Annotated in this window: 30 protein-coding genes; all 30 read right to left on the bottom strand. The window is 56.0% G+C overall.

What is annotated here, in order from left to right:
• Window positions 1-84 precede the first annotated feature (84 nt).
• A complete protein-coding gene (gene rlmN, locus ACEE09_RS00360) occupies window positions 85-1,266 on the bottom strand; it encodes a 23S rRNA (adenine(2503)-C(2))-methyltransferase RlmN (RefSeq protein ID WP_449081061.1) in 1,182 nt (393 codons plus the stop codon).
• Between the two features lie 56 nt (window positions 1,267-1,322).
• Window positions 1,323-2,156, bottom strand: coding sequence for a type I methionyl aminopeptidase (gene map, locus ACEE09_RS00365; protein WP_449081063.1), 834 nt, complete (start codon window positions 2,154-2,156; stop codon window positions 1,323-1,325).
• Between the two features lie 114 nt (window positions 2,157-2,270).
• Window positions 2,271-2,834, bottom strand: coding sequence for an adenylate kinase (locus ACEE09_RS00370; protein WP_449081064.1), 564 nt, complete (start codon window positions 2,832-2,834; stop codon window positions 2,271-2,273).
• Entirely contained in the window at window positions 2,831-4,141 is a 1,311-nt protein-coding gene (gene secY, locus ACEE09_RS00375; RefSeq protein ID WP_449081066.1) for a preprotein translocase subunit SecY, read from the bottom strand. The genes ACEE09_RS00370 and secY overlap by 4 nt, the downstream gene beginning before the upstream one ends.
• Before the next feature lie 215 nt (window positions 4,142-4,356).
• Window positions 4,357-4,809 (bottom strand): 50S ribosomal protein L15, encoded by a 453-nt coding sequence (gene rplO / locus ACEE09_RS00380; protein ID WP_135013750.1) that lies wholly within the window; start codon window positions 4,807-4,809, stop codon window positions 4,357-4,359.
• A 2-nt stretch (window positions 4,810-4,811) separates the two neighbouring features.
• Complete coding sequence (rpmD, locus tag ACEE09_RS00385; RefSeq protein WP_135013749.1) at window positions 4,812-5,021, bottom strand: 50S ribosomal protein L30; 210 nt, start codon at window positions 5,019-5,021, stop codon at window positions 4,812-4,814.
• The gene (rpsE, locus tag ACEE09_RS00390) at window positions 5,021-5,704 is read right to left on the bottom strand and encodes a 30S ribosomal protein S5 (protein ID WP_449081068.1); all 684 of its coding nucleotides are present in this window, start codon (window positions 5,702-5,704) and stop codon (window positions 5,021-5,023) included. Before rpsE ends, rpmD begins: the two co-directional genes overlap by 1 nt.
• Window positions 5,704-6,063 carry a 50S ribosomal protein L18 gene (gene rplR / locus ACEE09_RS00395; protein WP_185174284.1) on the bottom strand — a complete coding sequence of 120 codons (360 nt, stop codon included), beginning with the start codon at window positions 6,061-6,063 and terminating at the stop codon, window positions 5,704-5,706. The genes rpsE and rplR overlap by 1 nt, the downstream gene beginning before the upstream one ends.
• 2 nt (window positions 6,064-6,065) lie before the next feature.
• A complete protein-coding gene (gene rplF / locus ACEE09_RS00400) occupies window positions 6,066-6,602 on the bottom strand; it encodes a 50S ribosomal protein L6 (RefSeq protein WP_449081071.1) in 537 nt (178 codons plus the stop codon).
• A gap of 24 nt (window positions 6,603-6,626) precedes the next feature.
• Complete coding sequence (rpsH, locus tag ACEE09_RS00405) at window positions 6,627-7,025, bottom strand: 30S ribosomal protein S8 (RefSeq protein WP_135013745.1); 399 nt, start codon at window positions 7,023-7,025, stop codon at window positions 6,627-6,629.
• 67 nt (window positions 7,026-7,092) lie between these two features.
• The gene (gene rplE, locus ACEE09_RS00410; protein WP_449081073.1) at window positions 7,093-7,653 is read right to left on the bottom strand and encodes a 50S ribosomal protein L5; all 561 of its coding nucleotides are present in this window, start codon (window positions 7,651-7,653) and stop codon (window positions 7,093-7,095) included.
• A complete protein-coding gene (gene rplX, locus ACEE09_RS00415; protein ID WP_449081075.1) occupies window positions 7,653-7,988 on the bottom strand; it encodes a 50S ribosomal protein L24 in 336 nt (111 codons plus the stop codon). Before rplX ends, rplE begins: the two co-directional genes overlap by 1 nt.
• Before the next feature lie 3 nt (window positions 7,989-7,991).
• Window positions 7,992-8,363 carry a 50S ribosomal protein L14 gene (rplN, locus tag ACEE09_RS00420; protein ID WP_135013742.1) on the bottom strand — a complete coding sequence of 124 codons (372 nt, stop codon included), beginning with the start codon at window positions 8,361-8,363 and terminating at the stop codon, window positions 7,992-7,994.
• 411 nt (window positions 8,364-8,774) lie between these two features.
• Window positions 8,775-9,047, bottom strand: coding sequence for a 30S ribosomal protein S17 (gene rpsQ, locus ACEE09_RS00425; RefSeq protein ID WP_449081077.1), 273 nt, complete (start codon window positions 9,045-9,047; stop codon window positions 8,775-8,777).
• A gap of 5 nt (window positions 9,048-9,052) precedes the next feature.
• Window positions 9,053-9,286: a 50S ribosomal protein L29 gene (gene rpmC, locus ACEE09_RS00430; protein WP_083090723.1), complete on the bottom strand. Its 234-nt coding sequence runs from the start codon at window positions 9,284-9,286 to the stop codon at window positions 9,053-9,055.
• 2 nt (window positions 9,287-9,288) lie between these two features.
• Window positions 9,289-9,705 (bottom strand): 50S ribosomal protein L16, encoded by a 417-nt coding sequence (rplP, locus tag ACEE09_RS00435; RefSeq protein WP_135012890.1) that lies wholly within the window; start codon window positions 9,703-9,705, stop codon window positions 9,289-9,291.
• Window positions 9,706-10,503 carry a 30S ribosomal protein S3 gene (gene rpsC / locus ACEE09_RS00440; RefSeq protein WP_449081080.1) on the bottom strand — a complete coding sequence of 266 codons (798 nt, stop codon included), beginning with the start codon at window positions 10,501-10,503 and terminating at the stop codon, window positions 9,706-9,708.
• A complete protein-coding gene (rplV, locus tag ACEE09_RS00445) occupies window positions 10,504-10,869 on the bottom strand; it encodes a 50S ribosomal protein L22 (RefSeq protein WP_083090720.1) in 366 nt (121 codons plus the stop codon).
• Between the two features lie 64 nt (window positions 10,870-10,933).
• Window positions 10,934-11,215: a 30S ribosomal protein S19 gene (rpsS, locus tag ACEE09_RS00450; protein ID WP_083090719.1), complete on the bottom strand. Its 282-nt coding sequence runs from the start codon at window positions 11,213-11,215 to the stop codon at window positions 10,934-10,936.
• Window positions 11,216-11,227: 12 nt separating this feature from the next.
• Complete coding sequence (rplB, locus tag ACEE09_RS00455) at window positions 11,228-12,064, bottom strand: 50S ribosomal protein L2 (RefSeq protein ID WP_135012888.1); 837 nt, start codon at window positions 12,062-12,064, stop codon at window positions 11,228-11,230.
• Window positions 12,065-12,103: 39 nt separating this feature from the next.
• Window positions 12,104-12,415: a 50S ribosomal protein L23 gene (gene rplW / locus ACEE09_RS00460; RefSeq protein WP_449081082.1), complete on the bottom strand. Its 312-nt coding sequence runs from the start codon at window positions 12,413-12,415 to the stop codon at window positions 12,104-12,106.
• Complete coding sequence (gene rplD / locus ACEE09_RS00465; protein WP_449081084.1) at window positions 12,415-13,038, bottom strand: 50S ribosomal protein L4; 624 nt, start codon at window positions 13,036-13,038, stop codon at window positions 12,415-12,417. The genes rplW and rplD overlap by 1 nt, the downstream gene beginning before the upstream one ends.
• 6 nt (window positions 13,039-13,044) lie before the next feature.
• Window positions 13,045-13,701 carry a 50S ribosomal protein L3 gene (rplC, locus tag ACEE09_RS00470; RefSeq protein WP_135012885.1) on the bottom strand — a complete coding sequence of 219 codons (657 nt, stop codon included), beginning with the start codon at window positions 13,699-13,701 and terminating at the stop codon, window positions 13,045-13,047.
• Window positions 13,702-13,715: 14 nt separating this feature from the next.
• Window positions 13,716-14,024 (bottom strand): 30S ribosomal protein S10, encoded by a 309-nt coding sequence (gene rpsJ / locus ACEE09_RS00475; protein WP_068169589.1) that lies wholly within the window; start codon window positions 14,022-14,024, stop codon window positions 13,716-13,718.
• Window positions 14,025-14,580: 556 nt separating this feature from the next.
• On the bottom strand, window positions 14,581-15,771 hold the full coding sequence (tuf, locus tag ACEE09_RS00480; RefSeq protein ID WP_449081086.1) for an elongation factor Tu: 1,191 nt from the start codon (window positions 15,769-15,771) through the stop codon (window positions 14,581-14,583).
• A gap of 194 nt (window positions 15,772-15,965) precedes the next feature.
• Window positions 15,966-18,080 (bottom strand): elongation factor G, encoded by a 2,115-nt coding sequence (gene fusA / locus ACEE09_RS00485; RefSeq protein WP_449081088.1) that lies wholly within the window; start codon window positions 18,078-18,080, stop codon window positions 15,966-15,968.
• A gap of 74 nt (window positions 18,081-18,154) precedes the next feature.
• Window positions 18,155-18,625: a 30S ribosomal protein S7 gene (gene rpsG, locus ACEE09_RS00490; protein ID WP_449081090.1), complete on the bottom strand. Its 471-nt coding sequence runs from the start codon at window positions 18,623-18,625 to the stop codon at window positions 18,155-18,157.
• Complete coding sequence (rpsL, locus tag ACEE09_RS00495; protein WP_083090707.1) at window positions 18,625-18,999, bottom strand: 30S ribosomal protein S12; 375 nt, start codon at window positions 18,997-18,999, stop codon at window positions 18,625-18,627. The genes rpsG and rpsL overlap by 1 nt, the downstream gene beginning before the upstream one ends.
• A gap of 449 nt (window positions 19,000-19,448) precedes the next feature.
• On the bottom strand, window positions 19,449-21,539 hold the full coding sequence (locus ACEE09_RS00500; RefSeq protein WP_449081092.1) for a neutral/alkaline non-lysosomal ceramidase N-terminal domain-containing protein: 2,091 nt from the start codon (window positions 21,537-21,539) through the stop codon (window positions 19,449-19,451).
• A gap of 224 nt (window positions 21,540-21,763) precedes the next feature.
• Window positions 21,764-25,654, bottom strand: a complete 3,891-nt coding sequence (locus ACEE09_RS00505) for a DNA-directed RNA polymerase subunit beta' (RefSeq protein ID WP_449081094.1) — start codon at window positions 25,652-25,654, stop codon at window positions 21,764-21,766.
• Window positions 25,655-25,673: the final 19 nt, after the last annotated feature.

Below are 25,673 nucleotides of genomic sequence, written 5' to 3' on the forward strand. Positions count from 1 at the left end.
ATATACGGCAAAAGCCCTGGAATGTTAATGGTTTTCGCAAAACATAGCGAGCTTCACATTAACATCCTGTTCTGCGTATTTCCTTTAGTCTTCCTTGGCAGCTAGCTGACCGCAGGCACCGTCGATATCACTTCCGCGGGTATCGCGCACAGTGGTGGGGATGCCATGGGCACGCAGACGCTCAACAAAGTTTTGTTCAACGCCCTTACGGGAGGCCGTCCATTTAGAGCCAGGGGTGGGGTTCAGGGGGATGGGGTTAACGTGCACCCAGCCGCGTCCGCGTGAAGCTAGTTTTTTGCCCAGCAAATCAGCGCGCCAGCCTTGATCATTGATATCGCGAATAAGGGCATATTCGATGGAGATACGGCGGCCGGTGGTGCGGTAGTAGTCGTAGGCGGCGTCAAGAGTCTCATCGACCTTCCACCGCTGATTGATGGGGATCAGTTCATCGCGCAGCTCATCATCGGGGGCATGGAGAGAAAGGGCGAGGGTGATGGGAAGCTTTTCCATCTCAAACTTACGAATACCGGGAACCAGGCCAACAGTTGACATGGTAATGCCACGCGCTGAAATTCCCAGCCCTTCTGGGGCGGGGTCAATGAGGCGGTGCACGGCGCCCATGGTGGCTTTATAGTTGGCCAGGGCTTCACCCATACCCATAAATACGATGTTAGAGACGCGTAGGGGGCGGGTATCTTCAGCCCCACCCTCGGCCTGTTCTAGCCCTTTCATTTCTTTGAGGTAGCGGGCACCGGCGATGACCTGTTCGACAATTTCTGCGGTGGAGAGGTTACGGGTAAGGCCCTGCTGACCGGTGGCGCAGAAGGGGCAGTTCATACCGCAGCCTGCCTGGGATGAGATGCACATGGTCACACGGTTCTCATAACGCATGATCACGGACTCAACCAGGGCACCGTCAAAGAGGCGGTGGACAACTTTGAGAGTGTCACCTCCGTCAGCTTCGATGGTGCGGACGGTAGTGAGCAGCTGGGGCATTGCATCGGCAACCATCTGGGAGCGTTCTGCTGCCGGCAGGTCGGTCATTGCCTCAGGGTCATTAACCAGACGTTCAAAGTAGTGCTTGGAAAGCTGGGCTGCACGGAAGGGTTTGTAGCCAAGTTCTTCAAGGAAGGCACGGCGCCCAGCCATATCGAAGTCTGCAATGTGGCACGGGGGTTTGCCGCGGCGGGGGGCTTTGAGGATGATTTGCCCAGGTTCGGGTCTGGCAGTGGATATTTCTAGGGGGACGCTGGTGGTTTCGGTCATGGCTCTTGCTTTCGATGCGATGCGGGGGCGGAGGCGATTGGTGAAGGGGCGCGAACTTAGGCAGGAATGGGTTTGACGGTGACGCCGAGCTTGGAGAGTTCGGAGGCGCCGCCGTCCTCTGCGGTGAGAACCCAAATACCTTCAGAGTGGACTGCTACGGAGTGCTCCCACTGGCAGGCGTCTCCCCCATCAACGGTTTTGATGGTCCACTCATCCTCAAGGGTGACGGTTTCAATGGAGCCGGTTACCAGCATGGGCTCAATGGCCAGAGCCATTCCTTTTTTGACGCGGGGGCCCAGGTCTCGGGCAGCATAGTTGAGCACGTCAGGAGCCATGTGCATAGAGGTGCCGATGCCGTGGCCTACGAAGTCTTCAATGATGCCGTAGGTGTCGCCGGTTTCCTGGCGCACGAAGTTTTCGATGGCAAAGCCGATTTCACCGACTTTTTTGGCAGTTGCTAGTGCTGCAATCCCGTGCCAGAGGGCAGCGTAGGTTATTTCAGAGAGCTCGCGTCGGGTATCAGAGACCTGGCCGATCAGGGCGGTGCGGGCAGAATCACCGTGCCAGGTGGTTCCTCGAGCATCTTGTACAGTGGCCCCGCCGTCGATAGAGACCATGTCGCCTTCAGCCAGGGTGAGGTCACCGGGGATACCGTGGACAACAACATCATTGACAGAGGTACAGACGGTGGCGGGGTAGTCGTAGTAGCCCAGGAAGTTAGAGCCGGCATTGTGTTCAGCAAGGACGCCGCGGAAGACCGTATCGAGTTCGGCGGTGGTGACGCCGGGGGCAGCAGCGGCTACTGCTGCTTCGAGGGCGCGGGAAGTGATGACACCGGCACGGGCCATTTCAGCAAGTTGGCGGTCTGTTTTGTATTCGATGCGGCGCATAGTGGTCTTTCCTGGGCTAGGTTCGTGTAGTTGACTTGGCGGAGCCAAACTACACCAGTGTGCTTTAAAAGCCTGTGCCCCCGCAATGACCGGGGGCACAGGTGGGGTGGAGGCTTACTTGAGTGCATCCATAATACGGGTGGTGACTTCGTCGATTTCACCTAGACCGTTGATTTCGGTGACGAGGCCGCGCTCGGTGTAGATAGCTACAAGAGGAGCGGTTTCTTCCTCGTAGACCTTAAGGCGGTGGCGGATGACCTCTTCGTTGTCGTCTGAGCGGCCTTCCTTAGCTGCTCGGCCTAGTAGACGCTCAACCAGTTCGTCGTTATCAGCAACCAGGAGCAGGACCTGGCTGATCTTCTGACCCATGTCTGCCAGGATGGTATCGAGTTCGCCTACCTGGGCGGTGTTGCGGGGGTAGCCATCGAGCAGGAAGCCGTTAGCGGTATCAGCTTCAGCTAGGCGGGCGCGTACCATGCGATTGGTGACGGAGTCGGGTACGAGGTTGCCTGAGTCGATGTAGCTCTTAGCTTCTTTGCCCAGCTCGGTTTCTTCCTTGATGTTCTTGCGGAAGATATCGCCGGTGGAGATAGCGGGAATGTTGAGCTTTTCAGCGATTTTGACGGCCTGGGTGCCTTTGCCGGCACCGGGAGGGCCAATGATGAGCAGACGGTTCATCGCAGTAGTCCTTCGTAGTTGCGTTGTTGGAGCTGGGCATCGATTTGCTTGACGGTGTCAAGACCAACGCCGATAACGATCAGCAGTGAGGCACCGCCGAGCGGGAAATTCTGGTTAGCGCCAAAGAGGACGAAGGCTACCAGCGGTAGAAGGGCTAGTAGGGCTACATAGATGGCGCCAGGCAGGGTAATACGGTTGAGCACATAGCTCAGGTATTCCTGGGTGGGGCGTCCTGCACGGATTCCAGGGATAAAACCGCCGTACTTCTTCATGTTGCCTGCAACTTCTTCGGTATTGAAGGTGATGGAGACGTAGAAGTAGGCAAATCCCAAAATCAGCAGGAAGTAAAGGGTCATGTAGAGGGGGTGGTCGCCCATAACAAGGTAAGTGCTAATCCAGTTGACCCATTCCGGCGGTGCAGAACCGTCTGATGGGGTGTTGAATTGGGCGATAAGGCCGGGCACCATCAGCATAGATGAGGCGAAGATGATGGGGATAACACCGGCCATATTAACCTTTAGAGGAATATAGGTGGTGGTACCTCCAATGGTACGACGCCCAATCATGCGCTTGGCATACTGTACAGGGATACGACGCTGAGATTGTTCAACGAAGACCACCGCTACGATAACCAGCAGGCCAACTGCTAGGACTGCGGAGAAGATACCCCAGCCTTGGGTCTGCAGAATGGAACCGAAAGCAGAGGGGAAAGAGGCCGCAATTGAGGTGAAAATCAGCAGGGACATGCCATTGCCTACGCCCTTTTCGGTAATCTGTTCACCTAGCCACATGACTACACCGGTTCCGGCGGTTAGGGCGGTGATAATCAGCAAGATATTCCAGATACCGTCATCGGGGATAATCGGCAGCATGCAGCCCTGTAGAAGCATTCCAGAGCGTGCCAGGGACACAATGGTAGTGGCGTTCAGTAAGGCAAGCAGAATGGTGAGGTAACGGGTGTATTGGGTCAGCTTGGTCTGGCCTTGGGCACCTTCCTCGTGGAGCTGCTGGAAGCGGGGAATGACCACGCGAAGCAGCTGAACAATAATGCTCGCGGTAATGTACGGCATAACGCCCAGGGCAAAAATCGACAGCTGGAGCAGCGCGCCACCGCTAAAGAGGTTAATCATGTCGTAGACACCACCTGTTGCGGTGGCGGTCGACAGGCACTGCTGCACGTTTCCGTAGGAGACACCGGGGGCGGGGATGAATACGCCTACACGGTAGATCACGATAATACCCAGGGTGAACAGCAGCTTATTACGCAGGTCGGGCGTCTTGAAGGCCCGTCCGAAAGCGGTCAGCACATGTCCTCCTGTGAGACAGAATTTAAGTTGCCCCGTCTCCCCTACCGTTGGCAGGTGTGCGGGGCGAATACACAATGTTTTCCAGTCTATCGCTTAATACTCAATCGTGTGTAGACCAAACCTCAGAGCGTAAAGAAAGGTGCCCCGCCCACCGAAGTGAGCGGGGCACCCCGCAATAGCTTGATACAACCGGGTTGCCCCAGTGCATCTTAGGGCTACTTGACGGTTACAGAACCGCCAGCGGCCTCAATCTTAGCCTTAGCTGACTCAGAAACCTTGTCAACGGTTACGTTGTAGGCTGCTGAGATTTCGCCGGTACCGAGAACCTTGACCAGTTCGTTCTTGCGAACTGCGCCAGCTGCTACCAGAGCGTCAACGGTGATGTCGCCGCCCTCGGGGAACAGTTCCGCAATGCGGTCCAGGTTAACAACCTGGTACTCGGTGCGGAAGGGGTTCTTGAAGCCACGCAGCTTGGGAAGGCGCATGTGCAGCGGAAGCTGACCACCTTCGAAGCCGGCGCGAACCTGGTAACGAGCCTTGGTACCCTTGGTACCGCGACCTGCGGTCTTACCCTTTGAGCCTTCACCGCGGCCTACGCGGGTCTTAGCCTTGTGGGCACCCGGAGCCGGGCGCAGATCGTGAATCTTGATAGCGTCGTTGTTTGCCATCTTTACTTGACCTCCTCAACCTGAACCAGGTGAGCTACGGTGTTGATCATGCCGCAGGTGACGGGGTCAGCAGTGCGAACAACCTTGTTGCCGGGGCGCTTGAGGCCCAGGGAACGGAGGGTGTCGCGCATGTTCTGCTTCTCGCCGACGTAGGACTTGATCTGGGTGATTTCCAGCTTTGCATCGCTGGGCTGAATACGCTTACCGGTCATTACGCACCTGCCTTTTCAGACTGAGCGACACGCAAGAAGCCGGGGATAACCTCGTCCTGGGGAAGACCACGGCGTGCAGCAACTGCTACGGGCTCTTCGAGCTGACGCAGTGCTTCGATGGTCGCGTGGACAATGTTGATCTGGTTCGATGAACCGAGGGACTTGGACAGAACATCGTGGATGCCTGCTGCCTCAAGTACGGCACGAACGGGACCACCAGCGATAACACCGGTACCAGCGGTAGCGGGGCGGAGCATAACTACGCCTGCTGCTGCTTCACCCTGAACGCGGTGAGGAATGGTGCGGCCTTCAACACGGGGTACGCGGAAGAAGTTCTTCTTTGCTTCTTCTACACCCTTTGAGATAGCTGCAGGAACTTCCTTCGCCTTGCCGTAGCCAACGCCAACCATACCGTTACCGTCACCAACAACGACCAGTGCGGTGAAGCTGAAGCGACGACCACCCTTGACGACCTTGGAGACGCGGTTGATGGTTACAACGCGCTCGATGAACTTGTCCTTCTCTTCGTCGCGGCCGCGGTTATTGCGGCGTTCACCGCGGTTACCGCGGCGTTCGCCACGCTCGTTACGGCGGGCTTCGCGCTTCTCGGAGGTTTCAGCGGTAGCTTCTGCGGTTGCTTCAGTCACCTGAGTTTCCTTTTCGTTTACAGTCTGCTCGCTCATTAGAGTGCCAGACCTCCTTCGCGTGCGCCTTCTGCAACTGCTGCGACACGGCCGTGGTACTTGTTACCACCGCGGTCGAAGACAACTGCTTCGATGCCTGCTGCCTTGGCACGCTCAGCGACGAGTTCGCCGACGCGCTTTGCCTTAGCGGTCTTGTCCAGCTCTGCGGTGCGCAGGTCTGCTTCCATGGTGGAAGCTGATGCCAGGGTCAGGCCCTTGGTGTCATCGATGACCTGAACGAACATGTGACGAGCTGAGCGGGTGACGGACAGGCGGGGGCGTGCTGCGGTGCCTGAAACGTACTTGCGGACGCGTGCGTGACGGCGTGCGCGCTGTGCTGACTTAGTCTTTACAGCCATGGTTACTTACCAGCCTTTCCGACCTTGCGACGGATCTGCTCGCCTTCGTAGCGAACACCCTTACCCTTGTAGGGATCGGGCTTGCGCAGACCGCGGATGTTAGCGGCTACCTGGCCTACCTGCTGCTTGCTGGTACCGGAAACGGTCAGCTTGTTAGCGCCCTCAACAGCGAAGGTGATACCCTCAGGTGCCTCGATGGTGATGGGGTGTGAGTAGCCAAGTGCGAACTCGAGGTTGGAGCCCTTAGCGGTTACACGGTAACCGGTACCAACGATTTCGAGCTTCTTGGAGTAGCCCTCGGTAACACCGATGATCATGTTCTGAATCAGGGTGCGGGTCAGGCCGTGCAGTGAACGTGATGTACGCTCATCGTTCGGGCGGGATACGGTGACAACACCGTCTTCAAGTGCAACAGTGATGGGAGCAGCAACCTCGTGGGTCAGCTCGCCCTTTGCACCCTTAACAGCAACTACGTTGCCGTCAATCTTTACCTCAACGCCGGCAGGAACCGAGATGGGGAGACGTCCAATACGTGACATTCTTCTTCCTTTCTCTTCTACCGACTACCAGATGTAAGCGACGACTTCGCCGCCAACACCCTTCTTCGCAGCCTGCTTGTCAGTGAGCAGACCTGAAGAGGTTGACAGGATTGCGATGCCGAGGCCACCGTGTACCTGGGGCAGGTTGGTGGACTTTGCGTAAACACGCAGACCCGGCTTGGAAATACGGCGAACGCCTACGATGGAGCGCTCACGTGAGGGGCCGAACTTCAGTTCGAGGGTGAGGGTCTTACCGACCTTTGCTTCCTCTTCCTTGAAGTCAGCGATGTAGCCTTCAGCCTTGAGGATTTCGGCAATGCGAGCCTTGAGCTTGGAGTAAGGCATTGACACGGTGTCGTGATGTGCTGAGTTTGCGTTGCGCAAACGGGTCAGCATATCTGCGACAGGATCTGTCATAGTCATGGTGGGCTGAGCCCTTCCTCGTTATGGTTTCCTCACCGTAATTCGGTGCGGACCTATAACGTAGTCGTTACTTGGTCTTGAACGGGAAGCCGAGTGCCTTCAGAAGCGCACGGCCTTCATCGTCGGTCTTTGCAGTGGTTACTACGGTGATGTCCATACCACGTACGCGATCGATTGAATCCTGATCGATTTCGTGGAACATGGACTGTTCGGTCAGACCGAAGGTGTAGTTACCGTTACCGTCGAACTGGCGGTCCGAGAGGCCGCGGAAGTCGCGGATACGGGGAAGAGCCAGGGTGACGAGGCGGTCGAGGAATTCCCACATGCGGTCGCCACGAAGAGTGACGTGTGCGCCGATGGGCTGACCTTCACGCAGCTTGAACTGTGCGATGGACTTCTTCGCGCGGGTAACGAGCGGCTTCTGACCGGTGATTGCGGTAAGGTCGCGGATAGCACCATCCATGAGCTTCGCGTCCTTAGCGGCTTCACCAACACCCATGTTCACGACGACCTTAACGATCTTCGGCGCCTGCATGACGTTCTCGTAGTTGAACTCTTCCTGCAGGGCGGGGGTGACTACGTCGTTGAACTTGGTCTTGAAACGAGGGGTAATCTTTGCTTCGGTCATTAGATGTCCTTACCCGAGCTCTTGGCAACGCGAACGCGAGTGGTGCGTTCCTTGCCATTGCGCTCTACGGTCTCGAGGCGGTAACCAACGCGGGTCGGCTTCTTGGTCTCGGGATCAACGATTGCAACGTTTGAAACGTGAATCGGTGCCTCAACCTTTTCGATGCCGCCAGCTTCGCCGGTCATGGGGTTAGCCTTGTTGTGCTTGGTGACGATCTTGACGCCTTCTACCAGCACGCGCTCGGTCTTAGGGAATACCTTGAGAACCTTGCCCTGCTTACCCTTATCTGCACCTGAAATAACCTGTACCAGGTCGCCAGACTTGATTTTAGCCATGAGTTAGAGCACCTCCGGAGCAAGTGAAATGATCTTCATGAACTTCTTGTCGCGCAGTTCGCGGCCAACAGGTCCGAAGATACGGGTGCCACGGGGGTCACCATCGGTGTTCTTGAGAATTACTGCTGAGTTCTCGTCGAACTTGATGTAGGAGCCGTCAGGACGACGAACTTCCTTCTTGGTGCGGACGACAACTGCCTTAACAACGTCGCCCTTCTTTACGGTACCGCCGGGGATTGCGTCCTTGACGGTTGCGACGATGATGTCGCCAATGCCTGCGTAACGACGCTTTGAGCCGCCGAGAACACGGATGGTCAGGATTTCCTTCGCACCGGTGTTGTCAGCAACCTTGAGTCGTGACTCCTGCTGAATCATATTTCTCCTGTCGTCTCGCCGGTTCCGACACACGGTAATTTTGTGAGCCAGCCTTGCGGAACATTTCTACGGGATGTTGACGCGCCGGTCTCTTGCAGCCCTTGAATGAGTTGAAGAGTTGGCGGACACGCCTGGGCCCCTATCATGCCGACGAACATCTGGACCCGCTTGAGCGGGCGAACCCCGCGTTATGAGCGGCATTATGCTGTGGCACGAAAAGAACCGTGGTTGTGCGGGTATAGAGAACCACACAGAACCAAAACTTTACCATAGTAGGCGACTTCAACCTAGAGAGATGCACCACTCTTAGGCAGTGAGCTAGCACCCTTAAAAATAGAGAGCTCCCCCTCCCCCTCGCTATGAGGGGAAGGGGGAGCTCTAGCTAACTCGTAGCTTTAGCAAACCACTGGTTTACTTAGCCTTTTCGAGGATCTCGACAACGCGCCAGCGCTTTGAAGCGGAGAGCGGACGAGTCTCGGCCAGGAGAACGAGGTCACCAATACCAGCAGTGTTCTGCTCGTCGTGTGCCTTGATCTTGGAGCTACGGCGCATAACCTTGCCGTACAGGGCGTGCTTTACGCGGTCCTCGACCTCAACGACTACAGTCTTGTCCATCTTGTCGGACACTACGTAGCCGCGGCGAGTCTTGCGGTAGCCGCGCTCTTCAGTCTTTACTTCACTCATGTGATTTAACCTTCGGTTGCGGGACGAATACCGAGCTCGCGTTCACGCAGCACGGTGTAAATACGTGCAATGTCGCGCTTGACCGAGCGGATACGACCGGGATTTTCAAGCTGACCGGTGGCTGCCTGGAAACGGAGGTTGAACAGCTCCTCCTTCGACTCACGCAGCTTCTCTACCAGATTCTCGTTGGAGAGCTCTGCCAGCTTGTCGATGCTCAGATCCTTTGATCCAACTGCCATTTCTATTCACCACCTTCGCGACGCACAACGCGTGCCTTCATCGGGAGCTTGTGGATTGCGAGGCGCATAGCTTCACGAGCCACTTCTTCGGATACGCCGGAGAGTTCAAACATAACTCGACCGGGCTTGACGTTTGCGACCCACCATTCGGGTGAACCCTTACCGGAACCCATACGGGTTTCAGCAGGCTTCTTGGTCAGCGGACGGTCGGGATAAATGTTGATCCAGACCTTACCGCCACGCTTGATGTGACGGGTCATTGCAATACGTGCAGCTTCAATCTGGCGGTTGGTGACGTATGCGGGAGTCAGGGCCTGGATGCCCCACTCACCGAACGCTACCTCGGTGCCACCCTTAGCCATACCTGAACGCTTGGGGTGATGCTGCTTGCGGTACTTTACTCGACGGGGAATTAGCATTTATGCCTCACCGTTTTCTGCAGTCTTTGCTTCAGCGGGTGCTGAAGCGTTGTCGGAACGACGTTCACGGCGGGGACCACGGCCACCTGCGCGACGACGGTCGCCACCGCGGCCGTTGCCACGACGGTTACCAGCAGCCTGCTGTGCAGCAAGCTCGTTGTCGGTGAGGTCACCCTTGTAGATCCAGACCTTGACGCCGATGCGGCCGAAGGTGGTCTTTGCTTCGAAGAAACCGTAGTCGATGTTCGCACGCAGGGTGTGCAGGGGCACACGGCCTTCGCGGTAGAACTCGGAACGTGACATTTCAGCGCCACCCAGACGGCCGGAGCACTGGATACGGATACCCTTTGCACCTGCACGCTGTGCGGACTGGATTGCCTTCTTCATAGCGCGGCGGAAAGCAACGCGTGATGCGAGCTGTTCTGCGATACCCTGAGCAACAAGCTGAGCTGACAGATCGGGGTTAGCAACCTCGAGGATGTTCAGCTGAATCTGCTTGCCGGTCAGCTTCTCCAGCTCACCGCGGATGCGGTCAGCTTCGGCGCCGCGGCGGCCGATAACGATACCGGGGCGTGCGGTGTGGATGTCCACACGGACACGGTCACGGGTACGCTCGATTTCGACCTTGGCGATACCTGCGCGCTCCATGCCCTTGGACAGGAGTTCGCGGATCTTTACATCTTCACGAACGAAGTCTGCGTAGCGTTCGCCTTCCTTGTTGGAGTCAGCGAACCACTTTGAGACGTGGTTGGTGGTGATGCCAAGTCGGAAACCGTTGGGGTTGATTTTCTGACCCATTTAGCGGCCCTCCTCCTTCTCCGGGGTAGCGACTACCACGGTGATGTGGCTGGTGCGCTTGTTGATGCGGAACGCACGGCCCTGGGCACGAGGCTGGAATCGCTTCATGGTGGGACCTTCGTTCGCGTATGCTTCGCTGATGAACAGCTCTTCTTCCTTGAAGGGTACGCCCTGCTGGGCGGCCTTCTGGCGAGCGTTTGCAACAGCTGATGCAACGATCTTGTATACCGGTTCTGAAGCGCCCTGAGGAGCGAACTTCAGAATCGCCAGAGCCTCTTCCGCCTGCTTACCACGGATAAGGTTGATGACGCGGCGTGCCTTCATAGGCGTAACGCGTACGTAAGACGCAGTTGCCTTGGCTTCCATTGCCTATCTCTCTTTCGTCTATTGCCGAAAGGAAAACGTTTCTAAGATACGGGGTGACCGTAGCTTAGCGACGCTTACCCTTGCGGTCGTCCTTAACGTGGCCACGGAAAGTACGGGTGGGCGCAAACTCGCCGAGCTTGTGACCAACCATGGACTCAGTGATGAACACGGGTACGTGCTTGCGTCCGTCGTGCACTGCGATGGTATGACCGAGCATGTCGGGAATAATCATCGAGCGGCGGGACCAAGTTTTGATAACGTTCTTGGTGCCCTTCTCGTTCTGAGCTGCAACCTTTACGAAAAGGTGCTGATCAACGAAAGGGCCCTTCTTCAAACTACGAGGCATGTTTCAGGCTCCTTAGCGCTTCTTGCCAGTACGACGGCGACGAACAATGAGCTTGTCGCTTTCCTTGTTGGGGCGGCGGGTGCGGCCCTCGGGCTTACCGTTGGGGTTAACCGGGTGACGGCCACCTGAGGTCTTACCTTCACCACCACCGTGGGGGTGGTCAACGGGGTTCATGACGACACCACGAACGGTCGGGCGGATGCCCTTCCAGCGGTTACGGCCGGCCTTACCCCAGTTAATGTTGGACTGCTCAGCGTTACCGACGGAACCGACGGTTGCGCGGCAGCGAACATCCACATTGCGGATTTCGCCAGAAGGCAGACGTAGCTGAGCGTACTTGCCTTCCTTAGCGACTAGCTGGATGGATGCACCAGCGGAGCGGCCCATCTTAGCGCCGCCACCGGGGCGGAGCTCAACAGCGTGGATCACGGTACCAACGGGGATGTTACGCAGGGGCAGGTTGTTGCCGGGCTTGATGTCGGCAGAGGGACCTGACTCTACGATGTCGCCCTGAGCAAGCTTGTTGGGGGCGATGATGTATCGCTTGGTGCCATCAACGTAGTGAAGCAGTGCGATGCGGGCGGTACGGTTAGGATCGTACTCGATGTGTGCAACGCGTGCGTCGACGCCGTCCTTGTCGTGACGACGGAAGTCGATCAGACGGTACTGGCGCTTGTGGCCACCACCCTTGTGACGGGTGGTGATGCGACCGGTGTTGTTACGGCCGCCCTTCTTGGGGAGCGGACGAACCAGGGATTTTTCCGGGGTTGAGCGAGTGATTTCTGCGAAATCTGAGACGCTCGAGCCGCGGCGACCCGGGGTCGTCGGCTTGTGCTTACGAATACCCATTTAGATATTTCTTTCCTTCGCTAAAGTGGTCTCCGGTGCTTATGCAGCCGGACCGCCGAAGAGGTCGATTGAACCTTCCTTGAGGGTTACAATCGCACGCTTGGTGTTCTTACGAGCACCCCAACCGAAGCGGGTGCGCTTGCGCTTGCCTGCACGGTTAGCGGTGTTGATGGAAGCAACCTTGACATCGAAAATGGTTTCGATGGCCTGCTTGATTTCCAGCTTGTTGGAGCGGGGGTCTACGAGGAAGGTGTACTTACCTTCATCGAGCTGACCGTAGCTCTTTTCCGACACGACGGGAGCGATGATGACGTCGCGGGGATCTTTGAAAGTTGAGGTGGTAACAGACATTACTTAGCAGCCTCTTTCTTAGCCTTAGAAGCAACTGCGACGAATACGTCGTAGGCATCCTTGGTGAAGATGACGTCGTCTGAGATCAGAATATCGTAGGTGTTGAGCTGATCTGCGTAGATAACGTGTACGTTCTCCAGGTTGCGTGCTGACAGTGCTACCAGGTCGTCCTTGCGGTCGATGACAACCAGTGCGTTCTTGCGGCTGGTGATCTCTGCAATTGCTGCCTTTGCTGCCTTGGTGGAAGGCTTGGTGCCTTCTACGAGGGCTTCGACAACGTGAACGCGACCGTTACGAGCGCGATCTGAGAGAGCGCCGCGCAGTGCAGCTGCAATCATCTTCTTGGGGGTACGCTGTGCGTAGCTACGGGGAGTAGGGCCGTGTACGATGCCACCACCGGTCATGTGGGGTGCACGGATTGAGCCCTGACGTGCGCGGCCGGTGCCCTTCTGCTTGAAAGGCTTACGACCTGCGCCGGAAACTTCGCCGCGGTTCTTGGTCTTGTGGGTACCCTGACGTGCTGCTGCGAGCTGGGCTACTACTACCTGGTGAAGCAGGGGAATAGAGGCCTGAGCGTCGAAGATATCAGCGGGCAGGTCTACCTTTACGGTCTTGACAGCCATGGTTTATTAGGCTCCCTTCACAGCGGTGCGAACCAGAACAACGCCGCCCTTAGGACCGGGGATAGCACCCTTGATCAGAAGAACATTGTTTTCGGCATCTACACCCTGAATAGTGAGGTTCATGGTGGTGTGGCGTGCAGCGCCCATACGGCCTGCCATGCGCATACCCTTGAAAACGCGTGCGGGGTATGATGCGCCACCGATTGAACCGGGCTTACGGTGGTTCTTGTGGGCACCGTGTGATGCGCCTACACCTGCGAAGCCGTGACGCTTCATAACACCGGCGAAACCCTTACCCTTGGTCTTACCAACTACGTCAACCTTCTGGCCTGCTTCGAAGAGCTCAACAGTCAGTTCCTGACCGAGTGAGTATTCAGCGGCGTCTGAGGTACGCAGTTCAACGAGGTGACGGCGAGGAGTTACGCCTGCCTTCTCGAAGTGACCGGCGAGGGGCTTGGTTACCTTGCGAGCTTCGATAGCACCGAAACCGATCTGGATAGCTTCGTAGCCATCGGTCTCAGCGTTACGCAGCTGGGTAATAACGTTGGAATCGGCCTTGACGACAGTAACGGGCACGAACTTGCCGTTTTCGTCCCAGACCTGGGTCATGCCAAGCTTGGTGCCTAGCAGGCCCTTAACCTGGCGCTCGAACTTGTTAGTCATTTAGATGCGATCCTCTACAGCTTGATTTCGATGTTTACGTCTGCCGGAAGGTCAAGACGCATGAGGGCATCAACAGCCTTGGGGGTCGGATCAACGACGTCGATCAGACGCTTGTGCGTGCGCATTTCGAAGTGCTCGCGGCTGTCCTTGTACTTGTGAGGCGAACGGATAACACAGTAAACGTTCTTTTCGGTGGGTAGCGGCACGGGGCCTACTACCGTCGCGCCTGCACGCGTAACTGTCTCAACGATTTTCCGTGCTGAAGAATCAATGACCTCGTGGTCGTATGACTTCAGACGGATGCGGATTTTCTGTCCCGCCATCTGTCGGACTCTCTTTCTTGTCTACTTCCCTGTAACGGAGCGGTCGCTCCTTTATCTGGCGCTTGAGGTAAAGAGATGATTCTTCATCCCTTTCGCGCCACCTCTGCGTAGGCTGAATCCGGCAGCTGCCGGGTTCCTCACCCTACCGAGGCACCGACCCCCGAACTCGGGCGTGTCGCATTTTTGCTAGAGCAAAAAAGGAGCGCACTCTTCCCTCGAACTGATCGATTGGGTCATATTTGGGCTTACCTTCACTAGGCTTCTTGAACGGAGCCATAGTTACTTATGACGGGTAAGCGCTTGAACAACGTATTCAATCTTGCCAGAGTAGCTAGAGCTTAGCAAGGTTTTTAGGCCATTAGTGCCCAGCCCCACACTAAGCCAGGGGACAGTTGCTCTGGTTCTCTATGACCCACTAGCCTCAATTATGGTGGTGACAGCTATAAGGGCAAAATAAAAGGGTTGGCCCCCGCAGAATAAATCTGTGGGGGCCAACCCTTTATTGCCCTCCCTTAGCAGCACGCTAACAGGAGTTTAGATTCAAGAAGTAAGAACCTTACTTGATGATCTTGGTAACGCGACCTGAACCAACGGTGCGGCCACCTTCACGGATTGCGAAGCCGAGGCCCTCTTCCATTGCGATTTCCTGGATGAGCTCAACGGTCATCTCAGTGTTGTCGCCGGGCATAACCATTTCGGTGCCCTCGGGAAGGGTGATAACACCGGTAACGTCGGTGGTGCGGAAGTAGAACTGGGGGCGGTAGTTCGAGTAGAAGGGGTTGTGACGGCCACCCTCATCCTTGGAAAGGATGTAGACGTTAGCCTCGAACTGGGTGTGGGGGGTGATTGAGCCGGGCTCAACAACAACCTGACCACGCTCTACGTCGTCGCGCTTCAGACCGCGAAGCAGCAGACCACAGTTTTCGCCTGCCCATGCTTCGTCGAGCTGCTTGTGGAACATCTCGATACCGGTAACGGTGGTCTTCTGGATGGGGCGGATACCAACGATCTCAACTTCGGAGTTGATCTTCAGGGTACCACGCTCGGCGCGACCGGTAACAACGGTACCGCGACCAGTGATGGTGAAGACGTCTTCGATGGGCATGAGGAAGGGCTTGTCCTTCTCACGAACGGGGTCGGGAATGTAGTTGTCAACCTCGTCCATGAGCTCTTCAACCTTAGCAACCCACTCAGCGTCGCCTTCAAGAGCCTTCAGTGCGGAAACGCGAACAACGGGAGCGTTGTCACCGTCGAACTCCTGTGAGGAAAGCAGCTCGCGAACTTCCATTTCAACGAGGTCGAGCAGTTCCTCGTCCTCAACCATGTCTGACTTGTTCAGAGCTACGAGCAGGGTGGGAACACCAACCTGGCGAGCCAGCAGAACGTGCTCACGGGTCTGAGCCATGGGGCCGTCGGTGGCAGCAACAACGAGGATTGCGCCGTCCATCTGAGCAGCACCGGTGATCATGTTCTTGACGTAGTCAGCGTGACCGGGGGCGTCAACGTGTGCGTAGTGACGCTTTTCGGTCTGGTACTCGATGTGAGCAATGTTAATGGTAATACCGCGCTGGCGCTCTTCAGGAGCGGAGTCGATCATACCGAAGTCGCGCTGCTCGTTCAGGTCGGGGTACTTGTCAGCCAGAACCTTGGAGATTGCAGCGGTCAGGGTGGTCTTACCGTGGTCAACGTGACCGATGGTACCGACGTTTACGTGAGGCTTGGAGCGCTCGAACTTAGCCTTAGCCAAGAGTATTCCTCCTATAGAGAAGATTTGAGAACCTGCACTCGGGTTTCACACCGGCGCACTCCGCCGTAAAAGGCGGTCTAGCTACCACAATAGCGGATAAGACCGGTGGGGCGAAACCCGAATGCGGGTTCATTTACTAGGTTTTTTTGAAAAGCGGTGCGGCTCACATAATGTGAGCCGCACTCGGATGAGTATTACTCGCCGCGGCTCTTCTGGATGATTTCATCAGCAACGTTCTTGGGAACCTCTGAGTAGCTGTCGAACTCCATGGAGAAGACTGCACGACCCTGGGTCTTTGAACGGAGGTCACCGATGTAACCGAACATTTCTGACAGCGGAACAAGAGCGTGAACGATCTTGACGCCTGCTGCATCTTCCATGGACTGAATCTGACCACGACGTGAGTTCAGGTCACCGATAACGTCGCCCATGTAGTCCTCGGGGGTACGTACTTCAACAGCCATCAGGGGTTCCAACAGAACGGGAGCGGCGCGGCGGGCACCTTCCTTGAAGACCATTGAGCCAGCGATCTTGAACGCCATTTCTGACGAGTCAACATCGTGGTAAGCACCATCGATCAGGGTTGCCTTGACACCAACAACGGGGTAGCCAGCGAGGATACCGAGCTGCATTGCATCCTGGATACCGGCGTCAACAGAGGGGATGTATTCACGGGGAACACGACCACCGGTGACGACGTTGTCGAACTCGTAGAGCTCTTCAGCATCGAGGGCAATGGGTTCGAAGGAAACCTGAACCTTTGCGAACTGACCAGAACCACCGGTCTGCTTCTTGTGGGTGTAGTCGACCTTCTCAACCTTCTTGGTGATGGTTTCGCGGTATGCAACCTGGGGCTTACCAACGTTAGCTTCAACCTTGAATTCGCGCTTCATACGGTCAACGATGATGTCGAGGTGAAGCTCACCCATACCGCCGATTTCGGTCTGGCCAGTTTCTTCGTTGAGTGAAACGGTGAAGGTGGGGTCCTCAGCAGAGAGCTTCTGGATAGCGGTTGACATCTTCTCCTGGTCACCCTTGGTCTTGGGCTCAATAGCCACGAAGATCACGGGAGCGGGGAAGGTCATGGATTCCAGAACTACGGGGTTAGCGGTATCGCAGAGGGTGTCACCGGTGGTGGTGTCCTTCAGACCGATAGCCGCGTAGATGTGGCCTGCCTGGATCTCTTCAACAGGGTTCTCCTTGTTGGAGTGCATCTGGAAGAGCTTACCGATACGTTCCTTCTTACCCTTGGTGGCGTTCAGAACCTGCTGGCCCTGAGCAGCCTTACCGGAGTAAACGCGGATGTAGGTCAGCTGACCGTAGAAGGGGTGGGCTGCAACCTTGAATGCCAGCGCTGCGAAGGGCTCGTCAGCTGAAGGCTTACGGGTTACCTCAGTCTCTTCGTCGGTGGGCAGGTGGCCGATCATCGCGGGAACATCCAGCGGTGAGGGCAGGTAATCGAGAACTGCGTCGAGCATGGGCTGCACACCGCGGTTCTTGAATGCTGAGCCACAGAAAACGGGGTAGGCTTCGTTAGCAACGGTCAGTGCGCGGACGCCTGCCTTGATTTCCTCGATGGTCAGTTCGCCCTCTTCGAGGTACTTTTCCATGAGGTCTTCTGAAGCTTCAGCAACGTTTTCAACGAGCTCGGCACGGTACTGCTCTGCCTTTTCCTGCAGGTCAGCGGGGATTTCCTGGATTTCGTAGGAAGCACCCATGGTAACGTCACCCTTGGCGTCGCCGGGCCAGACGTAGGCCTGCATGGTGAGCAGGTCAACGACGCCGATGAAGTCATTTTCAGCGCCGATGGGCAGCTGCATAACGAGGGGCTTAGCACCGAGGCGCTTGATGATGGTGTCTACGGTGAAGTAGAAGTCTGCACCCAGCTTGTCCATCTTGTTGACGAAGCAGATACGGGGAACTTCGTACTTGTCAGCCTGACGCCAAACGGTCTCTGACTGGGGCTCAACACCTTCCTTACCATCGAACACTGCAACAGCGCCGTCGAGGACGCGCAGTGAACGCTCAACTTCAACGGTGAAGTCAACGTGGCCGGGGGTGTCGATGATGTTGATCTGGTTGTTCTTCCAGAAGCAGGTGGTTGCCGCGGAGGTAATGGTGATACCGCGTTCCTGTTCCTGAGCCATCCAGTCCATGGTTGATGCACCATCGTGGGTTTCACCGATCTTGTGGTTAATACCGGTGTAGAAGAGGATGCGTTCGGTGGTGGTGGTCTTACCGGCGTCAATGTGCGCCATAATACCGATGTTGCGGACCTTGTTCAGGTCGGTAAGCACGTCTAGTGCCACTTTGTTCTCCCTTGTGAGAAACTCCGAAAGCCTGCCGCTATGTACTGATGTAATAACGGCAGGCTACGAAGAAATTACCAGCGGTAGTGTGCGAAGGCCTTGTTGGACTCGGCCATCTTGTGAGTGTCTTCGCGACGCTTCACAGCGGCACCGAGACCATTGGATGCATCCAGGATCTCGTTCATGAGACGCTCGGTCATAGTCTTCTCGCGGCGGAGCTTTGAGAAGCCTACGAGCCAGCGCAGGGCCAGAGCGGTTGCACGGCCTGCACGGACCTCGACGGGGACCTGGTAGGTCGCACCGCCGACGCGGCGTGAGCGAACCTCAAGTGAAGGCTTGACGTTGTCCATTGCCTTCTTGAGGGTTGCTACGGGATCTGCGCCGGTCTTCTGAGCAACGCCCTCGAGTGCACCGTAGACGATGCGCTCAGCGGTTGACTTCTTGCCGTCCAGCAGAACCTTGTTGATGAGCTGGGTAACCAGCGCTGAACCGTAAACAGGATCGTTTACGAGGGGACGCTTAGGAGCGGGACCCTTACGAGGCATTACTTCTTCTCCTTCTTTGCGCCGTAGCGTGAACGAGCCTGACCGCGGCCCTTAACGCCCTGGGTATCCAGTGCGCCACGTACAATCTTGTAACGAACACCGGGGAGGTCCTTCACACGACCACCGCGAACGAGCACAATGGAGTGTTCCTGAAGGTTGTGGCCCTCACCGGGGATGTATGCGGTAACCTCGACGCCGCCGTTGAGCTTAACACGTGCGACCTTACGCAGTGCTGAGTTCGGCTTCTTCGGGGTGGTGGTGTATACACGGGTGCATACGCCACGCTTCATGGGGTTGCCCTTAAGTGCGGGCGCCTTGGTCTTAACGACCTTGGGTGCACGGCCCTTACGGACCAACTGCTGAATTGTAGGCACTTGTTCTCCGTTTGGTATCGACTCCCCCGTTAGGGGGTGCCGGTTTACTTGCCTTCTGTCACTTGGGATAAGCGCAAAAGAAAAACTATCTGACTTAGCGAGTGCCCAGACACAACAAAAAATGGCATTTAGGCCTCAAGATCGCTATTCGGGCTAGATGCCCGGGCGAACAAAGCCAAAGGACGGTGTCCATTCTGCCATTGGTTCTTATGTACTGCCCAGACATTATCTGAGCGGGCAGTAAATACTACTGCTAAGTACTCCGGTTACTACTCTAGCTGGTTAGAAGGGCTTAATCTACCCCCAGTACGTCTCAGCAGGCAGCTTTAAGCCTTTAAAACAGGTGATGTCAGGCACTTAAGTCTCGCACTAGGCGCGGACGCGGGCATCCCCCTTCCTCGCATAAAGAAGCGAAACGCCAGCGTCCCCACCTTCACAAGTATGCTGACCTAATAAACGATGAACGTACGAGTAGTTCCAGTAAAGGGGGTAATGATTCCTGCCCCATTCTTAGAGTCCCCATGATAGAGAATTCGATAAGTACCAGGAACCGTCTCAGCAGGAATCTGCCATTCGATAGTCACTCGGGACTGAGCAGCCAGATGACGTTTCCAGTGAAAGCGGGTGGCAGGATCATTATCACCTGCGATGGTCACCCATTGACCACCCTCTAGACGCTGCACCTCAAGATAGCTAGAATTCAGCTGCTGATCGTTGTTAGGGTGGGCACCTACAAAGACCGCACTAACGGTTTCGCCCCGATCTGTATGAGCAGGCTGGGTAAGAACCTCACCGTAATAATGACCGATACCGGGCACGTCATACCAGACCTTACCCACCGCACTCTTCATAGGAGTACGAACAGTAGGTTTATCACCCAGGGGCAGGTCAGTGCCATCGCGCAGGGAGGTAGCTACAGTATTGAGGGTCTGACGGAAGGCCCCCATAGTATTAATACCGAAGACGGTAGCACCGCCTTCATACTGCTGTGAAACATATTCCTGCGGGGTTGTCACATAGTGGCTGTAAGCATTGGTGTAGCCCTGCACAATAATCTGTGACTCATTGACTCCCAGCAGGGCTGCCATATCCTGGCGGTACTGCACACCAACTGCCCCGTTATGCTCACCGGGCATACCCAGCAGGTAGTAGTTACCAAAACGCATCACCTGGACCGGCAGCTTCTGCTGCACCATATCATGCACAGCTAGCAAGTTGGCTTTGGGGTACTGGCAATCGCTCAGGCTTTTAGAGGACTTGTAGGCTAACCAGTTAAAATCGCTCCAGACCTTATTAGCGTTAACACCCTCATTGAATCCAACAGGACCAGCACCGTCTTCGCCACTGCCGGCGGCAAAGGCAGCGCCCAATGAAGCATTGCATGTAGAGCCTGCGTACCCAGTGCCCGTCCACTGAGTTTCCACCTGTATATTGGAAAAATCTACGTAGGTGATGCGTGAATCAAGCCCCTGCCCTACCGGGGTACCGGAACTAGCGAGCTGGGCGCGCACCGCGTCGGCTTGTTTGGTTCCCTGAATCTCGAGATTGGTAAACATGTCATCAGTAGGGCCCAAGCCCGGCTGTAAGAATGTATTGGGTGACACATCACCGGTGTTACTATTGGCAAAAGCCGCGATAAAGGCATCATCTTCAGACCCTGCATTCAGGTCAACCCCATGGTCTACCGTCTCTAAGAGATACTGCGCATAACCCTTGTTATCTGAAGACACCAGAGTGTTCTTATTGGTAAGGGACGTGGGGTGAAGGGCAAACCAGTTGAGGACGGCACGAGTTACCCCATCATGCTCAAAACGGAAAGTGACACTAGTGGGATCCACCCCATCGATAAGGTGATCTGTAAGATGAGCGGGATCCTGCCCCAAGGCTACCGCTGAGCGGTTTACGCCCACTCCTGTGAGCTGGCTACTTGAGACCGTTACATTGCCGGGAGCTAAGTCTGCAAGCGCTTCACGGATTGCCTGCATAGACCCATTAACTTGGTTATTGAAAGTAGGCTCATGAAAACCAAGAGTAGTTAAGTTATAGAGCACATCCTTACTCACGCCGCCCGGGGTCGCGTGGGTGTGAGAGGCCGTAATCATGATGTTGGCTTCGGTGAATTCAGGGCCGAACTCCGCCTGAATACGATTCACTAGCTCAGCACGAACACTTTCCCAAGCACTCTGTGCGTCCAGCACCACTATTAGGTTGCGAGAGTTACTTTCGGGGTCAATTACTACAAAGGCACGGGCATACTGGCGAGTATGGAGGCCGGAACCCTTCTGAGCATCTGATCCGTATCCCATAAACGCAACCTCAGCAACTTCACCCGTAATATCAGCTACCCCCGCTCCCACAAGGAAAGGGTTGCTAGAAGTAGGTTGGGTGGAATTCACCAAATCAGCCAGATTCTGTGCGTTGACGACCGCTGGTGTTAAATCAGTTAAAGCCTGAGAAGGGATTATAAAAGCTCCGGTAGCTAGAGATAGAGTAGCCCCAAAAATCCCGATTTTAACTCCTATATGGTGTGATAGTTTCATTTAACCCTCAAAATATGCGAAAGATGAGCAGGTGTATATCTGTGTGTGAGTACTTACCTAAGTATATCGATTAATTATTTGCCTCAACTTGGTATATCCCACCCCCCTTCATTGCCGAAGGTAACAACCCCACTGCGTTCCAGACGTCCGCGCAGACAAAGGGCGCTCCCCCACATCATCTGTGGAGAAGCGCCCTTCAGACTGCCCTAAGCTAGAGCCTGAGTTTACTTACCGAACTCGTAGTCATCCAGCGGAATAGCCTGGAACTCGGGGCTAATAGCACCCTCATTGGTCTCGGCATAGCTGAAATCGTTGTAAGGAGTTGCGGTCTGCGCAAACAGAGCCTCGCGTGCCTCGTCAGTGGGCTCAACCTCAATGTCGTTGTACATGGCAAGACCAGTACCAGCGGGGATGAGCTTACCGATGATGACGTTCTCCTTCAGGCCAACCAGCGGGTCTTCCTTACCTTCCATCGCAGCCTGAGTCAGGACGCGAGTGGTTTCCTGGAAGGACGCAGCAGATAGCCAGGACTCGGTAGCCAGCGATGCCTTGGTAATACCCATCATCTCGGGGCGACCTGAAGCAGGACGCTTCCCCTCAGCCAGAGCCGCACGGTTAGCGTTCTGGAAAGCGATGTTCTCAACCAGCTCACCGGGGAGCAGGCTGGTCTCACCGGAATCGATGACGGTGATACGGCGTAGCATCTGGCGAACGATAACCTCAACGTGCTTATCGTGGATACCTACACCCTGAGAGCGGTAAACGCCCTGAACCTCGTCCACCAGGTGCTTCTGAGCCTCACGAGGACCGCGAATACGCAGAATCTCCTTAGGATCAACAGCACCAGCAACCAGCTGGGTACCAACAGTGATGTGATCACCATCAGCAACTTCCAGACGGGCACGACGCAGAACAGGGTAAGCAACCGGGTCATCACCGTTATCGGGGGTGACCACAACCTTCAGGGACTTATCGGTGTCCTCGATGCTTACGCGACCGGTGACCTCAGAAATCGGGGCAACACCCTTGGGAGTGCGGGCCTCGAAGAGTTCCTGAATACGGGGCAGACCCTGAGTAATATCGTCAGCCGATGCCACACCACCAGTGTGGAAGGTACGCATGGTCAGCTGGGTACCGGGCTCACCAATGGACTGAGCTGCGATAATACCAACAGCCTCACCAATGTCGACCAGGTTACCTGAAGCCATGGAACGGCCATAGCACAGGGCACAAACACCCACGCCTGACTCACAGGTCAGAACGGAGCGGACGCGAACCTCTTCGATACCGGCCTTGAACAGCTTGTCAATGACGATATCGGAAACGTCAGTACCAGCAGTTGCCAGTACAGTACCCTCTTCAGCCACAACGTCAACAGCCAGGGCACGGCCGTGAATTGAAGACTCAACGTTCTCGTGCAGGGTTACGTTACCGTCGGCGTCCTTCTGAACCAAAGGCAGGGTCAAACCGCGGTGGGTGCCACAGTCGTGCTCACGCACAATGACATCCTGAGAAACGTCCACCAGACGACGGGTCAAGTAACCGGAGTTTGCGGTACGCAGCGCAGTATCTGCCAGACCCTTACGAGCACCGTGGGTTGCGATGAAGTATTCCAGAACCGACAGGCCCTCACGGTAGGAAGACTTAATCGGGCGGGGCATAATCTCGCCCTTGGTGTTAGACACCAGACCACGGATACCAGCAATCTGACGAACCTGCATCCAGTTACCACGCGCACCAGAGGTGACCATGCGGTTAATGGTGGTGTTCTTCTCAGCCAGGTTGAGCTTCATCGCCTCAGCAACCTCATCAGTTGCCTTAGTCCAGATATCAATCAGCTCAGTACGGCGCTCCATATCGCTCAGCATACCCATCGTAAACTGCTCTTCAATCTCAGCAGCCTGCTTCTCGTAGCCTTCCATAATGGCCGGCTTAGTGGGAGGCGCTGCAATATCGGAGACAGCAACGGTCACACCTGAGCGTGAAGCGTAGTAGAAGCCGGTGTTCTTGAGCGCGTCAAGAGTCTGAGCTACTACGTGCATGGGGTACTTCTCAGCAAGGTCGTTGATGAGGGCACCTAGAGACTTCTTATCGGCAATGCCGGTGTACCAGGGGTAGTCAGCGGGCAGAGTCTCATTGAAAATCACCTGGCCGACAGTGGTTTCTACCAGCACAGGCTGACCGGGCTCATAGCCTTCAGGAGCTTCCCAGCCCTCGTAGGGTACGAAGTCATCCAGCACGATCTTGACCTTGGTGTAAAGCTCAATCTCGTGACGGTCCATAGCCATGATGGCTTCTGCGTAGGAGGAGAAGAGACGGCCTTCGTTCTTCTCACCGTCACGGGCGGTGGTCAGGTGGAAGAGACCGATAATCATATCCTGGTCAGGAACCGCAACGGGGCGACCGTCTGAAGGCTTGAGGATGTTGTTAGAGGACAGCATAAGGATGCGGGCCTCAGCCTGAGCCTCAGGAGACAGGGGCAGGTGAACTGCCATCTGGTCACCATCGAAGTCAGCGTTGAATGCTGAACAGACAAGCGGGTGCAGCTGGATAGCCTTACCTTCAACCAGCTGGGGTTCGAAGGCCTGAATACCCAGACGGTGCAGGGTAGGTGCACGGTTCAGCAGCACGGGGTGCTCGGTGATGATCTCTTCGAGAACATCCCACACCTGGGGGCGGAAACGCTCAACCATACGCTTTGCAGACTTGATGTTCTGGGCGTGGTTGAGATCTACCAGGCGCTTCATCACGAAGGGCTTGAAGAGCTCCAGGGCCATCTGCTTAGGCAGACCACACTGGTGCATCTGCAAGGTGGGGCCACCAACGATAACGGAACGACCTGAGTAGTCAACACGCTTACCGAGCAGGTTCTGACGGAAACGACCCTGCTTACCCTTGAGCATGTCAGAGAGGGACTTCAGGGGGCGGTTACCGGGGCCGGTCACGGGGCGTCCGCGGCGACCGTTATCGAACAGGGAGTCAACAGCTTCCTGCAGCATGCGCTTTTCGTTGTTCACGATGATCTCGGGGGCACCGAGTTCCAGCAGACGCTTAAGGCGGTTGTTACGGTTGATAACACGACGGTAGAGGTCGTTCAGGTCGGAGGTCGCAAAGCGGCCACCGTCAAGCTGCACCATGGGGCGCAGTTCCGGCGGGATGACAGGAACGTAATCCAGCACCATACCCAGCGGTGAGTTGTCGGTAGACAAGAAGGCGTTGACAACCTTCAGACGCTTGAGGGCGCGGGTCTTCTTCTGACCCTTACCGGTCTGGATGATTTCCTTGAGTGCCTCAGCTTCTGCTTCCATGTCGAAGTTCTCAAGACGCTTCTTGATAGCTTCTGCACCCATGGAACCTTCAAAGTACATACCGTACTTATCAACCATGCCACGGTAGAGGGCCTCATCACCTTCAAGGTCAGCGACCTTAAGGTTCTTGAAGCGGTCCCAGATACGGTCTAGCTGCTCAATTTCACGTTCTGCATTCTTGCGGACGGACGCCATCTGGCGCTCAGCAGCATCACGCAGCTTACGCTTCTCGGCAGCCTTACCACCGTCAGCCTCAATCTTGGCCAGTTCCTCTTCGGTTTCACGGGCAATGAGGTTGATGTCGGCAGCGAGCTGATCCTGCAGGACCTTCTTATCGCGGTCGTGAGCGGCCTGCAGGTTGGGCAGGTCCTCGTGGCGGGCGTCTTCGTCCACATGGGTAATCATGTAGGCGGCGAAGTAGATGATCTTTTCCAGGTCCTTAGGAGCAAGGTCAAGTAGGTAGCCCAGGCGTGAGGGCACGCCCTTGAAGTACCAGATGTGGGTCACAGGAGCTGCTAGCTCGATGTGGCCCATGCGCTCGCGGCGCACCTTGGCGCGGGTGACCTCTACGCCACAGCGCTCACAGATGATGCCCTTGAAGCGTACGCGCTTGTACTTACCGCAGTAGCATTCCCAGTCGCGGGTAGGGCCGAAGATGCGCTCGTCGAAGAGGCCTTCCTTCTCGGGCTTTAGGGTTCGGTAGTTGATGGTTTCGGGCTTCTTAACCTCGCCGTACGACCAGTCCAGGATGTTCTGGGAGGTCGCCAGGCCAATACGCATCAAACCAAGTGAAGATTCGTTGGACATTTGGTCCTTATCTCTTTCC

It is taken from the genome of Rothia sp. 88186D007BW (genome assembly GCF_053544215.1).

Bases quoted from the DNA above. Each gene is read 5' to 3' on its own strand.
- rlmN (WP_449081061.1), bottom strand. From the start codon at position 1,266: ATGACCGAAACCACCAGCGTCCCCCTAGAAATATCCACTGCCAGACCC.
- map (WP_449081063.1), bottom strand. From the start codon at position 2,156: ATGCGCCGCATCGAATACAAAACAGACCGCCAACTTGCTGAAATGGCC.
- ACEE09_RS00370 (WP_449081064.1), bottom strand. From the start codon at position 2,834: ATGAACCGTCTGCTCATCATTGGCCCTCCCGGTGCCGGCAAAGGCACC.
- rplO (WP_135013750.1), bottom strand. From the start codon at position 4,809: ATGGCAAACAACGACGCTATCAAGATTCACGATCTGCGCCCGGCTCCG.
- rpmD (WP_135013749.1), bottom strand. From the start codon at position 5,021: ATGACCGGTAAGCGTATTCAGCCCAGCGATGCAAAGCTGGAAATCACC.
- rpsE (WP_449081068.1), bottom strand. From the start codon at position 5,704: ATGAGCGAGCAGACTGTAAACGAAAAGGAAACTCAGGTGACTGAAGCA.
- rplR (WP_185174284.1), bottom strand. From the start codon at position 6,063: ATGGCTGTAAAGACTAAGTCAGCACAGCGCGCACGCCGTCACGCACGC.
- rplF (WP_449081071.1), bottom strand. From the start codon at position 6,602: ATGTCACGTATTGGACGTCTCCCCATCTCGGTTCCTGCCGGCGTTGAG.
- rpsH (WP_135013745.1), bottom strand. From the start codon at position 7,025: ATGACTATGACAGATCCTGTCGCAGATATGCTGACCCGTTTGCGCAAC.
- rplE (WP_449081073.1), bottom strand. From the start codon at position 7,653: ATGACCGAAGCAAAGATTACCCCTCGTTTCAAGACCAAGTTCAACGAC.
- rplX (WP_449081075.1), bottom strand. From the start codon at position 7,988: ATGGCTAAAATCAAGTCTGGCGACCTGGTACAGGTTATTTCAGGTGCA.
- rplN (WP_135013742.1), bottom strand. From the start codon at position 8,363: ATGATTCAGCAGGAGTCACGACTCAAGGTTGCTGACAACACCGGTGCG.
- rpsQ (WP_449081077.1), bottom strand. From the start codon at position 9,047: ATGAGTGAAGTAAAGACTGAAGAGCGCGGCTACCGCAAGACTCGCCGC.
- rpmC (WP_083090723.1), bottom strand. From the start codon at position 9,286: ATGGCAGTTGGATCAAAGGATCTGAGCATCGACAAGCTGGCAGAGCTC.
- rplP (WP_135012890.1), bottom strand. From the start codon at position 9,705: ATGCTAATTCCCCGTCGAGTAAAGTACCGCAAGCAGCATCACCCCAAG.
- rpsC (WP_449081080.1), bottom strand. From the start codon at position 10,503: ATGGGTCAGAAAATCAACCCCAACGGTTTCCGACTTGGCATCACCACC.
- rplV (WP_083090720.1), bottom strand. From the start codon at position 10,869: ATGGAAGCCAAGGCAACTGCGTCTTACGTACGCGTTACGCCTATGAAG.
- rpsS (WP_083090719.1), bottom strand. From the start codon at position 11,215: ATGCCTCGTAGTTTGAAGAAGGGCCCTTTCGTTGATCAGCACCTTTTC.
- rplB (WP_135012888.1), bottom strand. From the start codon at position 12,064: ATGGGTATTCGTAAGCACAAGCCGACGACCCCGGGTCGCCGCGGCTCG.
- rplW (WP_449081082.1), bottom strand. From the start codon at position 12,415: ATGTCTGTTACCACCTCAACTTTCAAAGATCCCCGCGACGTCATCATC.
- rplD (WP_449081084.1), bottom strand. From the start codon at position 13,038: ATGGCTGTCAAGACCGTAAAGGTAGACCTGCCCGCTGATATCTTCGAC.
- rplC (WP_135012885.1), bottom strand. From the start codon at position 13,701: ATGACTAACAAGTTCGAGCGCCAGGTTAAGGGCCTGCTAGGCACCAAG.
- rpsJ (WP_068169589.1), bottom strand. From the start codon at position 14,024: ATGGCGGGACAGAAAATCCGCATCCGTCTGAAGTCATACGACCACGAG.
- rpsG (WP_449081090.1), bottom strand. From the start codon at position 18,625: ATGCCTCGTAAGGGTCCCGCTCCTAAGCGTCCCCTCGTAAACGATCCT.
- ACEE09_RS00500 (WP_449081092.1), bottom strand. From the start codon at position 21,539: ATGAAACTATCACACCATATAGGAGTTAAAATCGGGATTTTTGGGGCT.
- ACEE09_RS00505 (WP_449081094.1), bottom strand. From the start codon at position 25,654: ATGTCCAACGAATCTTCACTTGGTTTGATGCGTATTGGCCTGGCGACC.